The organism is Streptomyces sp. NPDC026417, from assembly GCF_055567695.1.
This window is the reverse complement of the sequence record NZ_JBVHPY010000012.1, coordinates 252,717-265,927: the sequence shown is the minus strand read 5'-3', so window position 1 is coordinate 265,927 and position 13,211 is coordinate 252,717. Positions and strand designations below refer to the sequence as shown.

The following is a 13,211-nucleotide window of genomic DNA, read 5'->3' as shown; positions in this document are numbered from 1 at the left end:
CCCCCCCCCCCCCCCCCCCCCCCCCCCCCCCCCCCCCCCCCCCCCCCCCCCCCCCCCCCCCCCCCCCCCCCCCCCCCCCCCCCCCCCCCCCCACCTACGCGTCGGCCAGGAGCGCGTACGCGGTCGGCACGAAGGCGTCACGGGCACGGAAGCGGCGTGTGCAGACGGCGGCCAGTGCCGTGCCGGTCCCGGGGTGGAAGCCCAGGAAGGCCTGCTGTCCGAGCGTCGCCCCGCAGTGGAAGTACATCGGCCCGCGGGCGGTCGGGTGCTGGAACCAGGCCACCGTGTGCGTGTGCCGGTGGCCGAGGCCGCGCCGGAGCACGGGCCGCCGCACCGTCCGCAGCGCGCCCGCCAGGGGGGAGCCGGCCGGGTCGAGGTGCGCTTCGAGGAAGGCGAGCAGGTCCTGCGGGGTGGCCCGGACGGCACCGGCCGCCTGGAACCCGCCGACGGCCAGCGGCGGCGTGCGGGTGGTGCCGTCCCTGCGGTGCCCGGTGGCGTCGGAGACCGCGTCCCCGGCATGCAGCGCGACCCCGCTCAGTCCGAGGGGACGCAGCACCTCAGCGGTGAGCAGTTCCTCCCACGGGGTCGCGGTGGCCGCCGCCAGGGCGTGGCCGAGGACGGCGACGGCGAAGTTGGAGTAGTGCCAGCGGGTGCCGGGCCGGTGCCGTGGTCGGTGGCGCAGAAACGCGTCGACGACCCGCTCGGCGGGGTAGCCGGCGTAGGGGTTCGTACGCCAGGCGGGCAGCGCTCCGAGGAGGAAGCCGGGCGGCAGCGCGGGCAGGCCGGAGGTGTGGGTGATCAGGTGGGCGAGGGTGACGGGGTGCCGGGCTGCTGGGCGGCCCGGATCCAGCAGCGGTGCGGCCGGCTCGCCCCCGGACAGCGCACCCGACCCGGTGAGCCGGGCGAAGAGCAGCCCGGTGAACGTCTTGGAGGCCGACCCGATCTCGTACCGCAGGCCGGTGCGGCCGGCGGGCGGGGGCGGTGCGGTGCCTGCACTGCGCACCGTGCGGTGCCCGTGCCGGGACAGGGCGAAGACGACGTCGGGCGCGTCCACGGCACGGACGGCGGCGTCGAGCCGCTCCCGCACCGTCGCGTCGTCCGCGTCCCGGGCGTCCGGCTCCGCCCGTGCCGGCGGAGGCGGCGGGGGGCACGCGTCGGTGGTGCCGAGCGGGTCGCCGGGCCAGGGAGCGGGCGGGGCGGTCATGCGGGTGCCGTCGCCATCCGCGACAGCGCACGGGACGTGGCGAGCACCGAGGCGAAGGCGGCGACCAGGGTCGGGTGGTAGACGAGGTCGAACACCTCGTCGGGCTCACCCTGCGGCATGGAACGCACCGCCGGCATCGCGCCGTCGGGCTGCTGGGCGGCGGCGAAGCCCTCCCAGGCCCGCTCGTCGAGCGTGGGCCGGGGCAGACAGGCGTCGACCACCAGGAGTTCGCCGAGCAGGTCCCAGCGTTGCAGGTCCAGCCAGTCGTCCAGCCAGACCGGCAGCCAGAGGGCGAGGTAGTCGGCGATGTCCGGCGGCAGCGCCTCGGGCCGCTCGCCCCAGTCCGTGAGGTGGAAGACGGTGTGCGTGATGTCGTAGGCGATGTGGCCCTCCACCGTCCAGGGTTCGGGGGTGCGTCCCAGCCACGTCCTGCCGACGACGTCCGCCTCCGGCGGCTGGGGCGGCAGCCCGAAACGGCGCTGGAACGCGGAGAGCCCGAGCCGGCGCACGGGCGGCATCTCGAAGGCGGCGCAGCTCCGGATCCGGTGGTTGAGGCGGATCGCCTCCTCCAGCTCGGGGTGGCTGTGGCCCAGCTCCTTGAACGGGAGGTACACCTCGAAGGGGATGGGGGAGACGGGTTCGGTGCGCATCCCGCGCACCAGCATCCGGCCGCCGTCGAGGGTGTGCCGCCAGGCGTGGTCGAGCAACTGCCGGGCCAGCTCGGCCTGTCGCGACCCGGCCACGCCCTCCCGGAACAACACCTTGCAGATGAGGGCGAGTTCGCCGACCGGTTTGAAGCGTTCGAGGAAGCCCACCTCGGGGTCGACCTCCAACTCCAGCCGGAACCCGTCGCGATGGGTGTGCAGCCACTCGATGGCGCCGACGCCGACGGTGTGGACGAGGCGGGTACTGGTCATCGCGGCGCTCCGTGTCGGCTCGGGTCCGGCTGGGCCGGGTCTGTCGTCCCCGGGTCGGACCGTCCCGCGTCGGACCGCGTCCGCTCGGGCCGTCCCGGTTCGGGCCGGGTCGGTTCGGGTCGTCCCCGGTCCGGCTCCACCGTGTGCCGGAGCGGGCGCGGCCCGGCCGCCGACGCGTCCGCGGTGCCGTGGCGGCCGAGGCGGTCGACGGTGAGCGCGGCGGCGAAGGCCGCCATCAGCGTCGAGTGGTAGCAGCCGGCGAACCCGCGGGCCGGCGCCCGGCCGTCCGGACCCGGACCGGCCTCCGGTACGGCCCCCGTGTCGTCCTGAGCCGCCGCGAGTCTCGCCCACGCGTCCTGGAGCACCAGCCGTTCGGGCAGGCGCGGCAGACTCGCCGCCACGGCCAGCAGTTCGCAGCTCAGGTCCCACTGCCCGTCGTCCAGGCAGGTGTCCAGCCAGGGAGGCAGCCAGTGCCGCAGATAGGCCGCGACCCGCGGGGGCACGCCCTGCGGGGTCAGGCCCCAGTCGGTGAGGTGGAAGACGACGTGGGTGAGCGTGTACCCGGCGGCGCGTTCGAAGGTCCACGGCTCCGGCAGACCGCCCAGCCAGGTGCGCGGCAGGGCCTGTGGGAGGTCGTCGTGCTCCGGAATGCCGCTGCGGCGCTCGGAGTTGAGCACGCTCATCCGGCGGTTGGGCTCCTGCTCCGTCATCCGCCAGCCCCGGGTGCGGGCCACCGTGGCCGCGGCCCTCTCGTAGCCGGGGTGCCGCAGGCCGGCCGAGGCGAACGCGGCGTAGACCTCCAGCGGGTACGTGGCGAAGGGTTCGAGGCGCTGCAACTCCCGGAAGAGGGCGCCGTTCCCGGTCTGCCGCCAGGCGAAGTCGAGGAGGTCGGAGGCGGTCCGGTGCCACGCGTCCGCGGGCGAGGTGGCCCGCTGGACGGAGACGCACACCTGGGCCAGCTCCCCGAGGGGCTTCCAGGTGCGGTTCACGTCCCCGTCCCGGGCGAGGGCCGCGTCACCGAGCTCGAAGTCCTCGCGATGGGCGGAGATCCAGGCCAGCGCGGCCTCGCCCACGCCGCGCACGTCGAGCGCCGTCACACCGGTGCCCCGGTCCGCATCAGCCGGGCCGCCCGGACCTGCAGGGCCACGCGCGCGTCGCCGTGCCCCATCTGGGCCACGAAGTCGAGTCCGTTCTCCAGTCCCAGCGTCGGCGGCACCCCGTCGAGCAGAGCCAGCCAGCGTCCGGCGCCGGCGGCCTGCAGCCAGTCGCGGCGGCGGACCGCCCGGACGAATCCCCGGGCCACGTCGACGGGCCGGCGGCGCGCCGCACGGGCCACCGCGCAGTCGCCCGCGGGCACCGCGAGCGGTGCGAGAACCGCGAGTTGATGGGTCAGGACCTGCCACGGGGCGTCGTCGAGCCAGGTCCCCGCGGGTTCGGCGTGGTCGGCCGGGACGCCGTCGAAGGACGCGTCCAGCCGGATCAGCGTCTGCCGCATCGCCCAGTGGCTCCACAGCGAGGTGGGGGAGGCGTCGGCCGGGGGCGGATACGCCCGCACGGCCCGGTCGAAGGCGGCCAGATCCTCGGGGTCGGCGGGCGCGCGGCCCAGGACGACCGGCAGCAGGGCGTCGGCTCCCAGGACGCGTACGGCCGCCAGAGCGGGATCGCCCGCGGCCTCCGTCGTGTCGTGTGCCGTCACCTTGCCGGACAGTCGAAAGGGGTCCCCGCCCCGAAGGGCGGAGACCACGTCCGAAGCAAGGTCCTGCACAGCGACCGACAATCGGGTCGGTGTACCTGACTGCTCCATTCCTCCCCCGTCAGCCCTTCTTCGGCCGCGGCGTCGGGGGCGACAACAGGAGGTTGCCGGTCCCGGAGGACAGGGCGAGTGCCGCGCACTCCCGACTGTCGCGGAAGTGGCCGTCGGCCTCGACCGGGTCGAGGGCCGCTTCGACGTCGATGCCCTGGACTTCGGTGATGTCGTCGGTCAGAAACTCGGTGGAAGACATACCACCATCCCCTTTGCGAGATACGTAGTTCTCCATTTCCAAGTTGAACGCGTCGGGCGGGGATGCGCAAAAGGAACACGATCAGCCCAGTGCGCACAAGGGTTGTCGGCGAAATGGCCCGCTCGCCGAACACGGAAATGTGGGGGAGAGGACAGGAAATGATTGAACGGCAGAAAATTTGAAGGGAGAAGTTATCGGCTACGCAGGGTGTCGGGTGAAAAGGTCCGCCGATCCGGCGCCGGGGGTGATGGGCCGTCAGCATGCGTGCAATTCCCGGCTCTTGGCGGCCCGGAGTGCCGTCGCGGACACGTCCGCCGCCCGCGCGGGTGCGGGCGACACGGTGAGAGGTGACGCACAGCCACGCCGCCTCAGGGCAGCGGCTGTTCCGCCCAGATGACCTTCCCGGCGGGCGTGTAGCGGGTGCCCCAGCGGTCCGAGAGCTGGGCCACCAGGAACAGCCCGCGGCCCCCCTCGTCCGTGCTCGCCGCGTAGCGCAGGTGGGGGGAGGTGTTGCTGCTGTCGAAGACCTCGCAGACCAGGCTGCGGTCGCGCAGCACCCGGACCCGGATCGGCGTGCCGCCGTACCGGATCGCGTTGGTGACCAGCTCGCTCAGGATGAGTTCCGTGGTGAAGGCCATGTCGTCCAGATCCCACTCGGCCAGCTGCCGGGTGACCGAGGCGCGCACCTCGCCGACGGCGGCCGGGTCGGACGGCACCTCCCACTCGGCCACCCGGTCCGGCCCCAGCGCTCGGGTGGCGGCCACGATCAGCGCGATGTCGTCGCTCGGCCGGGCCGGGAGCAGGGCGTCGAGGACGGCCCGGCAGGTGTCCTCCGGCGACCGGTCCGCCCGGGCCAGGGCGGTGCTGAGCAGCTCCAGGCCGGCGTCGATGTCCCGCTCCCGGTCCTCGACGAGCCCGTCCGTGTACAGCACCAGCCGGCTGCCCTCGTCCAGTTCGAGATCGACCGTCTCGAACGGCAGGCCCCCCAGGCCCAGCGGCGGGCCGGCGGGCACCTCGGGGAACTCGACGGTGCCGTCGGGGCGCACCAGGGCCGGCGGCGGATGCCCGGCCCTGGCGACCGTGCAGATCCGCGAGACCGGGTCGTAGACGGCGTACAGACAGGTGGCCCCGGTGATCGCCGCCGCGCTGTCCTCGGCGGCCTCGTCCTGGTCGATGCGGCCGACCAGTTCGTCGAGGAGCGCGAGGAGCTCGTCGGGCGGCAGGTCCAGAGCCGAGAAGTTGTGGACCGCGGTGCGCAGCCGCCCCATCGTGGCGGCGGCGTGCAGCCCGTGGCCGACCACGTCCCCCACCACGACCGCCACCCGGGCGCCCGACAGCGGCAGCACGTCGAACCAGTCGCCGCCCACGCCCGCCTGCGCCGGAAGGTAGCGGTAGGCGATCTCCAGGCCGCTCTGCTCGGGCAGACTCCGCGGCAGCAGACTCCGCTGGAGGGTCACCGCCATCGTGTGCTCGCGGGTGTACCGGCGCGCGTTGTCGATGGACACCGCGGCCCGCGCGACCAGCTCCTCGGCGAGGGCCAGCTCCTCCAGGTCGAAGGGCTCGGGCTTCTCGGAGCGCCAGAAGTTGACCACGCCCATCACCAGCGGCCCCACCCGTACGGGCACGGTGATCAGCGAGTGGATCCCGTACTCCACCACCTGTGCGGAGCGCTCCAGGTCCTGGGCGAGCCACCCCGTGGCCACGCCGAGGTCCGGCTCGACGAAGGCGCGCCCGGTGCGCAGGCTGCGGGCCTGGGGCGAGCTGTCCACGAAGGCGATGTGCTCACCCACGGGATAAAGGGGAGCGTCCTTGCGGATGCCGCTGGACGCCGTGCGGCGCAGCTCGGTGATCACCTCCGGTTCCTCGCCGCTCAGTACGGCGTCGGCCAGGTCCACGGTGGTGAAGTCCGCGAAGCGCGGCACGGCCACCTCCGCGAGCTCCTCGCAGGTGTGGACCACGTCCAGGCCGGAACCGACGCCCACCCCGGCGTCGTACAGCAGCTTCAGGCGCTCCCGCGCCACGTCGGCCCGGCCGGACAGCGCCCGCAGCTCGGTGGAGTCGCGGAGCGTCGCGACGCTGCCGGGGGGCCCGCCCCTGAGGTCGGTCGGGCGCTGGTTGATCGCGAGCAGGCGGTCCCCGACCAGGTGCACCTCGTCGGTGGCGACGCGTCCCGACACCAGCAGGTCCGCGGTGCCGGGATCGAGGCCGAGTTCCAGCACGTGCCGCCCCTCGGCGTCCTCCGGCAGGCCGAGCAGCCGGTGCGCCTCGTCGTTGGCGAGCAGCAGCCGCCCCTCGCCGCCCGCGATGATCACGCCCTCGCGCACGGCGTGCAGCACCGCGTCGTGGTGTTCGTACATCCGGGTCATCTCGTACGGGCCGAGGCCGTGGGTCTGGCGCAGCAGGCGTCTGCTCACCAGCGCCGTGCCCGCCGTGGCCAGGGCGAGCGCCGCGCCCGCCGCGGCGAGGAGGATCGGCAGCTGCCGGTCGGCGGCGCCGCCCACCTTGGCCGTGGTGATGCCCGCCGACACCAGTCCCGCGACCGTGCCGTCGGGCTCCTTGACCGGCACCACGGCCTGCACCAGGGGACCGATCGTCCCCATGATCTCCTCGGTGAAGGACCGGCCGGCCAGCGCGGGGGCCAGGGTTCCGACGAACTTCTTGCCGATGCGGTCAGGTTTGGGGTGCGTGTAGCGGATCCCGTCGGTGTTCAGTACGACGATGAAGTCCACACCGGACTGCTTGCGGGCCGCCTCGGCCTTCGGCTGGAGGATCGCCGTGGGGTCCGGGCTCTTGAGGGCCGCGAGGGTGCCCGGGGCGTTCGCGAACGTCTCGGCGACCGCCAGCGACCGGTTGCGGGCCTCCTGGGTGGTGTCGTGCCGTACCTGCAGCACCAGCGCCACGACCGCGGAGACGACCAGCATCAGCACGATCACCACTTGGAACACGAACACCTGGCCCGCGACGCTGCGTCCGCTCAGCGCCGACCACAGCCCCGCGGCGGGCCTGCGGGGCCCGGCTCCGCGCGGACTGCGCTCCCCGGGCGGCCTGTGCGGTGCCTGCCGGGCCCGTCGCGCGTGTGCTCCACGGGCGCCGTCACGCCCGCGCTCGGTGCGCGAGGCGTCCAGCCGGCGGGTCGACCGAGCCCGGGATCGACCCAATAGTCGGACCATGTGCCATGTCTACACTGCCGGGCGCCCTGAGGCGAGAGGGCACACATGGGGACGAACGGCGGCCGGGCCCGACTCCGTGCGGGGTCCCCCGGGGCCCTCCGGGACCACGAGGGGGCCCGTTCGCGGTCCCCCCGTCTCGGAGTACGAGAGGGTAACCGGCCCCGCGGCCAGCATCAGGTAACGATCGCGCCGCGCACCTTGTGGCATGTCTCGTCACTCATAGCATGCGATCATGTCTTTTCTCTCAAGTCGCCGCAGAAAGCCGCGCCTTGCCCCCGAGCTCGACGACGGGGACCTCGGCAGGCTGCTGAAGTCTCTGCGCGCGACGACCAGGTCCGGCACGTTCGGCACGACGGACCTGTGCGTGGCCCAGATGTCCCGGCTCTTCGAACAGGACCAGGACGACTGGGACCGGCGCTCGCACCGGTTCTCCGTCCTGGCGGACTACCTGTCCGAGTCGCATCTGCCGTCCTCCTGGGCGACGCGGGAACCGCGCAACACGAGTGCCCTGGTACTCGCCGCCTGGTCCGAACTCGTCCGCAGCCGCGACGCGGGAGGACTGACCGACGCGTCGGCCACGGCCAAGCAGTGCCTGCTGGCGGCCGAACTCGATCCACGGGACCCCGCGCCGTGGGTGGTGCTGCTCGGCATCGCCCGCCTGGAGCGCTACGCGCAGTCGGACGTCTTCGGCGCCTGGAACGAGGTCCTCGCCCGCGACCGCTGGCACCGGGAGGCCTATCTGAGCATGCTGGCCCATCTCTCTCCCGAGGAGGCGGGATCGCGCGTCCAGGTGCTCGACTTCATCGACTCCATACGGCCTCGGATGCCCGCGAACGCGCCCTGCGCGGCCGTCGAGCTCACCGCTCAGGTCATGCAGTACAACGCCGCCCTCGCGCGCGGCGGAGTGGACGCCCTGGTGGCCCGCAACCACTGGACGAACCCGCAGGCCGTCGAGTCGCTGGAGCGGGCCCACCACACCTGGCCGCAGCCCTCGTTCTTCCACCACGCGAAGACCCTCGCGGATCTGAACCTCCTCGCCTACGCCCTGATGGCCGCCGACCGCAGGCAGCAGGCCGCGCCGGTCTTCGAGGCCATCGGCGGCGCGGTCACCGCATGGCCCTGGAACAGCGGCGGCGACCCGCTCACCGCGTTCGAGCACGCGCGGAACCGGGCCGGCCTCTGACCTGAGCCGCCGTCAGTGCGCGGTGGACCGGCCCGGGGCGGCCCGGTCGGGGGTGGCGACGGGCACCCCGAGCGGGCGGGCCAGACCGACCACGCCCTCGTCCAGCCGCTGCAGGTGCCGCAGCACACGGCCGGTGACCCGGTCGTGCCGGGGCGCACCCGATCGGTCGTCCTCCAGCATGGACGCGAGGCTCGCGCCGGTCTCCACCGTGCCCGCGTCGTGCTGGTCCTCGACGTGGGCGACCAGCACGTCGATGTTGTGGGCGATGCGCTGGCCGGCATGCTTCAGCCGGGGATCGGCGGCGACCGTCTTGCTGTGCGGGAGCAGCTCGGCCGTCGCCGCCAGGGAACGCGCGTGGTACGCGCACGTCTCCAGCAGCGCCACCAGATAGCGCGCGGTCTGCCGCCGGGAGCGCAGCGGAGTGATCGGGTGCGTGAGCGGCTGCGTGGAGGCCCGCAGGTCCTCCAGCGCCGTGTCGAGGTCGCGCGCCCTGTCCAGCAGGTCCAGGGCCGGGCCGCCGCTCAGTTGCTCCACCGCGGCAGCGGTCACGTCGCCCAGCCGGGCCAGCACCGTGGCGAGCAGTTCGTCGGTGCGGCGGTCGGTGTGCACCGGCAGCACCAGCGCGGCCGCGACGACACCGCAGACGGCACCCAGCGCCGTCTCCTCGATCCGCAGGACCAGCACCGCGGGACTGTAGGTGTTCAGGAGCGTGTACAGCAGGCCCAGCATCGCCGTGACGAAGAACGACATCAGGGCGTACGACAGCGGTGCCGTGAAGAACATCGCGAAGATGAACAGCAGGACGAGCGCGAACGCGGTCCAGGTGTGGTTCCCGACCACCCCCGCCAGCAGGACACCGGCGACCACACCGAAGACGGTGCCCAGCAGGCGTCGGTAGCCCTTGACGAGGATCTCGCCGGTGGACGCCGTGTTCAGGAAGACGACCCAGCAGGTGAGCACCGCCCAGTACCAGCGCTGGCTGGAGAGGAACTCGCCGCCCGCGATGGCCAGCGCCGATCCCACCGACACCTGGACGGCGGCACGCGTCGTGGGGCGCCGCAGCCCCGTGCGGTCGTCCTCCTCCTCGGCCCGCTCCTCGGCGCCGGCGATGGCGATGTCCTCGGCGTCCAGCTCCTCACGGGACCGGGTGGTGGCCGGTGAGTCGTCGGACTCGTCCTGCGGCCCGTCGAACGCCAGCCGCAGGCCCAGGACCGAGCGGGCCGCCTCGCCGATGCCGCGGAAGACGTCCTGGACGGCGGCGGGCGCGGGCGGCAGGTTCTCCTCGTCGCGGTAGGCGAGCAGCCGGTTGCGCAGGTGGGCCAGCGCGGTGCCGCGGCTGCCGGCGACGGGCCGGGTGACGAGCAGCCGCAGCGCGTCCAGGTCGCGCCGCAGCGTGGCGGTGACGTCGTCCTGCGCCCGCAGCCGGTTGCCGGCCGCGGGCACGGGAGCGTTCGGCAGGTGCAGGGTGAGGGTGTCGGCGCGCTCGGCGCTGCGCGCGGTGAGCAGCAGGACGCCCAGGCGCTCGGCGGCGATCTCCGCGTCGGCGATCCGGCGCTGCACGAGCGACGCGGCGGCGCTGTCGCTCGTCCCCTCCTCCAGCCTGCCCTGGATCATCATGGCGGTCTCGTGCAGGCGGGCGGTGTGCCGCCGTACCTCCTCCAGCGCCTTCTCCATGCGGTCCGGTCCCGCGTCCAGCAGCTCGGTCTGCGCGGACACCAACTGGGCCAGACGCGCCCGGAAGGCCTCCCGGAGCCTCTTCAGGACCCGCTCGGGCGTCTCCGCCACCAGGCCGAAGCGCACCGCGGCGCTGCAGGCGAACGCGAGGACCAGGGTGGCGCACAGCCCGGGCAGCGTCGCGGACTCGGCCTGGACGAACAGCGAGACGAAGTAGACCTGGAACCCGATGAGCCCGAGCGCCGTCCCGCGGTCGCCGAACCGCCGGCTGTAGACGGCGCCGAAGATCAGGGCGAGGAAGAACAGGTCACCCGCGATCACATGGGTGTTGAGCAGCGCGCCGAGCGACATCGCGGCGAGGGCCACGGGCAGTCCGAGCGCGAGGGTGATCGCCTGTTCCCGCCGCTGCTTCTCGCGGATGGCGAAGGTGGCGACCATGGCCGTCATCGCGCCGGCCACCATGTGCGTCACGTCGGCGTCCATGAGCGCCAGCACCGCGAGCGCGAGCGCGATGGCGCCCACGGTCCGCAGTCCCGCCATGAGCCGCAGCAGTCCCGGGTCGGACGCCGCGAATCGATCCCAGGTACCCGTCCAGGTCGGCCGTGTCGCTTTCCTCACCCTGCCCGTACGTCCTCGCTCGCCGTCATGATCCGCAGTTCCAGCATGTCACGGCGCACGGCGCCCTCCCGCACCCCGGGGCGGCGGGGCATCGACCGGGCGGTGCGGCACGGCGCGGGCCGCCGCTCCCGGACGGTCCGGCGCGGATCCCGCCCCGCGAGGGCCGGCGCACGCCGCGCCGCGCGGGCACCGGCCCCGGTACGCCCGGCCGGCGGCCGCCGCCCGGTCCCGGCAGTTGATGCCGCATCACGCGGCTCAGGTCACGGCCCGGTCGCCCTTGCGGTCACGGCGCGCGAGGACCCGCTGGACCCGGCTCAGCCCGGTGGGCAGATGTCCGCGCAGGGCCGCCCGCGCCGCGTTCGCGCCCGGGGCCCCGTGCACGCCGCCGCCCGGATGCGCCCCCGCCGAGGCCAAGTAGAGGCCCCTGACCGGTGTCTCGGGACGTCCGGTGCCCGGTACCGGACGGAAGACGAGCTGCTGGTGCATGGCCGCCGTCCCGCCGTTGATGGCCCCGCCGTACAGATTGGCGTTCAGACGCTCCAGCGTCGGCGGCGCCAGGATGCGACGGGCCCGCACCAGGGCACGGAAACCCGGTGCGAACCGTTCGACCTGAGCTTCCACCCGGTCGGCCATCGCCTCCTGCTCACGCTCGTCCCAGGCACCGGTCAGCCCGTCCTCGCCGGCGTCCCCCGTGATCCGGTGCGGGACGTGGGTGTAGGCCCAGGCGGATTCGGTGCCCAGCGGGGACCGGGTCGGATCCGAGGTGGTCATCTGCCCGAAGATGGCGAACGGCCGGTCGGGCACCTGGTGCATCGCGATCTGCGCCGCGAACCGGGTCAACTCGTCCATGCCGTCGGCGAGATGCACCGTGCCCGCCGAAGCGGCCCGCTCCGCGCTCCAGGGCACGGGCCCGCCGAGTGCCCAGTCCACCTTGAAGGTGGCGAAGTCCCACTGGAACCGGCGCAGGTCGGCGAGGAGCTGCGCGGGCAGATGCGCCTCGTCGACGAGACCGCCGTACAGCAGCGGCACGGAGACGTCGGCCAGGACGGCCCGGGTCGCGGAGACCGTCTCCCCGCCCGCCGTGCGGACGCCGACGGCCCGGCCGCCGCGCACCACGATCCGCTTCACGCGCTCGCCGCAGCGGACGACACCGCCGCGCTTCTCCAGCCGGCGCACGAGCGCCCGGGTGAGGGCGCCCGAGCCGCCGGTCGGCACCGGGAAACCGTACGTCTGGCCCAGCATCGACATCAGCCAGCCGAAGCCGCCACTGCCCGCCGCCTCGGGAGCGAGGTCGGCGTGCAGAGCGTTCCCGGCGAGCAGGAGCCTGCCGCCCTCCCCCTCGAACTCCTCCTCGCCCAGCCGCCGTACGGGCAGCACCAGGGACCGGGCCAGCCGCAGCCCGCCCGCCCCCCGCAGCCGCACCGCGAGCCGGGCCCCCGCCCGCACGGGCGGGAACGGGGTGAACAGGGCGTCGACGATGTCGGGCCGCAGCCGCTGCCAGATCCGGTGCAGCTCGCGCCAGGCCTCACCGTCCCCGGGGCTGAACTCGCTCAGGGCGGCAGCGGTGTCCTCGACGTTCCGGCCCAGCAGGGCGCAGCGTCCGTCGGTCAGCGGATGCGCCAGCACATAGGGGGCGTGGCTCCACCGCAGTCCCTCGCGTTCGAGGTGCAGACCGGCGAGGATCGGGGACGCGGCGGCCAGCGGATAGAAGGAGCTGAACACGTCGCTGACGTAGTCCGGGTGCACCTCGCGGTCGTGCCGGACGGCACCGCCGGGTTCGCTCTGCTGCTCCAGTACCTCGACGCTCCAGCCCGCGTCGGCCAACAGGTTGGCCGCCACCAGGCCGTTGGGCCCGGCGCCGATCACCACCGCTTCCGGCATGTCTGCCTCCCGTTCACCAGGGCGGACCCGGCCGTGCGCCGCCGGGCGCCGCGGACGGTCCTACCGGCTCGCACGTTCCCGGTGGGAGCGGCTCTCGCACAGGTCAGCCAGCCTGCTGAGCATGGCCCGGTGGCGTAGCTGCACGAGCACCTCGAAGGCCGCGTTGTGCAGCGAGCCCCCGGCGCCGCGCAGCGGGTGCTCGTCGACGATCAGCAGGGTGTCGTCGCCCCACTCCCGGACGTCGAGGGCGATCCGGGCCGTGCCCAGGGGGCCGGAGTGGGCCTCCAGTTCGAGCTGCCTCGGCGGGTCGCAGCGGCGTACGACCGTCCGGTTGCTCACGGTCCAGGGGCCCATCCGCACCTCGAAGGTCAGGGACGCGCCGACCTCGGGCCACCGGCCCTCGGCGGGCCAGGTGTCGGACGTGCCGACCACCCATTCGCTGTAGCGGTCCGGGTCGGCCAGTACGGCCCACACCACGTCCGGTGGCGTCTTGATGAGCTGATGCCGTACAGCCATGCAACCCTCCTGGGAGTGACCGGTGTCGCAGCTCGCGGAGAGCTG

The 13,211-nt window shown here is 74.0% G+C and carries 10 protein-coding genes; 1 reads left to right on the top strand and 9 read right to left on the bottom strand.

Translation table 11 applies throughout. The annotated features are described in order from the left end of the window. Nucleotides 1-94: 94 nt before the first annotated feature. From ACZ4NT_RS20960 to ACZ4NT_RS20935, 6 genes are all read right to left on the bottom strand, one after another. Complete coding sequence (locus ACZ4NT_RS20960; protein WP_121407418.1) at nt 95-1,204, bottom strand: serine hydrolase domain-containing protein; 1,110 nt, start codon at nt 1,202-1,204, stop codon at nt 95-97. Continuing rightward, on the bottom strand, nt 1,201-2,121 hold the full coding sequence (locus ACZ4NT_RS20955; protein WP_467726832.1) for a DUF6895 family protein: 921 nt from the start codon (nt 2,119-2,121) through the stop codon (nt 1,201-1,203). The genes ACZ4NT_RS20960 and ACZ4NT_RS20955 overlap by 4 nt, the downstream gene beginning before the upstream one ends. Next, on the bottom strand, nt 2,118-3,218 hold the full coding sequence (locus ACZ4NT_RS20950; protein ID WP_467726830.1) for a DUF6895 family protein: 1,101 nt from the start codon (nt 3,216-3,218) through the stop codon (nt 2,118-2,120). Before ACZ4NT_RS20950 ends, ACZ4NT_RS20955 begins: the two co-directional genes overlap by 4 nt. Continuing rightward, complete coding sequence (locus ACZ4NT_RS20945) at nt 3,215-3,925, bottom strand: hypothetical protein (RefSeq protein WP_121407420.1); 711 nt, start codon at nt 3,923-3,925, stop codon at nt 3,215-3,217. Before ACZ4NT_RS20945 ends, ACZ4NT_RS20950 begins: the two co-directional genes overlap by 4 nt. Before the next feature lie 10 nt (nt 3,926-3,935). Beyond that, nucleotides 3,936-4,124: a hypothetical protein gene (locus ACZ4NT_RS20940; RefSeq protein WP_121407421.1), complete on the bottom strand. Its 189-nt coding sequence runs from the start codon at nt 4,122-4,124 to the stop codon at nt 3,936-3,938. A gap of 368 nt (nt 4,125-4,492) precedes the next feature. Continuing rightward, nucleotides 4,493-7,294: a SpoIIE family protein phosphatase gene (locus tag ACZ4NT_RS20935; protein ID WP_467726828.1), complete on the bottom strand. Its 2,802-nt coding sequence runs from the start codon at nt 7,292-7,294 to the stop codon at nt 4,493-4,495. 232 nt (nt 7,295-7,526) lie between these two features. Here ACZ4NT_RS20935 and ACZ4NT_RS20930 point away from each other — a divergent pair, with 232 nt between their 5' ends. Then, nucleotides 7,527-8,477 (top strand): hypothetical protein, encoded by a 951-nt coding sequence (locus ACZ4NT_RS20930; protein WP_467726826.1) that lies wholly within the window; start codon nt 7,527-7,529, stop codon nt 8,475-8,477. 12 nt (nt 8,478-8,489) lie between these two features. On the opposite strand, the gene ACZ4NT_RS20925 is transcribed toward ACZ4NT_RS20930, so the two are convergent. The 3 genes from ACZ4NT_RS20925 to ACZ4NT_RS20915 form a co-directional block, all read right to left on the bottom strand. Continuing rightward, the gene (locus ACZ4NT_RS20925) at nt 8,490-10,691 is read right to left on the bottom strand and encodes an FUSC family protein (protein ID WP_183117126.1); all 2,202 of its coding nucleotides are present in this window, start codon (nt 10,689-10,691) and stop codon (nt 8,490-8,492) included. A gap of 333 nt (nt 10,692-11,024) precedes the next feature. Next, on the bottom strand, nt 11,025-12,650 hold the full coding sequence (locus ACZ4NT_RS20920; RefSeq protein WP_467726824.1) for a phytoene desaturase family protein: 1,626 nt from the start codon (nt 12,648-12,650) through the stop codon (nt 11,025-11,027). 60 nt (nt 12,651-12,710) lie between these two features. Then, a complete protein-coding gene (locus ACZ4NT_RS20915; protein ID WP_121407425.1) occupies nt 12,711-13,166 on the bottom strand; it encodes an SRPBCC family protein in 456 nt (151 codons plus the stop codon). Between the last annotated feature and the right edge of the window lie 45 nt (nt 13,167-13,211).

Coding starts and splice junctions, on each gene's coding strand:
- ACZ4NT_RS20940 (WP_121407421.1), bottom strand. CDS start 4,124: ATGTCTTCCACCGAGTTTCTGACCGACGACATCACCGAAGTCCAGGGC.
- ACZ4NT_RS20930 (WP_467726826.1), top strand. CDS start 7,527: ATGTCTTTTCTCTCAAGTCGCCGCAGAAAGCCGCGCCTTGCCCCCGAG.
- ACZ4NT_RS20945 (WP_121407420.1), bottom strand. CDS start 3,925: ATGGAGCAGTCAGGTACACCGACCCGATTGTCGGTCGCTGTGCAGGAC.
- ACZ4NT_RS20955 (WP_467726832.1), bottom strand. CDS start 2,121: ATGACCAGTACCCGCCTCGTCCACACCGTCGGCGTCGGCGCCATCGAG.
- ACZ4NT_RS20920 (WP_467726824.1), bottom strand. CDS start 12,650: ATGCCGGAAGCGGTGGTGATCGGCGCCGGGCCCAACGGCCTGGTGGCG.
- ACZ4NT_RS20960 (WP_121407418.1), bottom strand. CDS start 1,204: ATGACCGCCCCGCCCGCTCCCTGGCCCGGCGACCCGCTCGGCACCACC.
- ACZ4NT_RS20915 (WP_121407425.1), bottom strand. CDS start 13,166: ATGGCTGTACGGCATCAGCTCATCAAGACGCCACCGGACGTGGTGTGG.
- ACZ4NT_RS20925 (WP_183117126.1), bottom strand. CDS start 10,691: ATGGCGGGACTGCGGACCGTGGGCGCCATCGCGCTCGCGCTCGCGGTG.
- ACZ4NT_RS20935 (WP_467726828.1), bottom strand. CDS start 7,294: ATGGTCCGACTATTGGGTCGATCCCGGGCTCGGTCGACCCGCCGGCTG.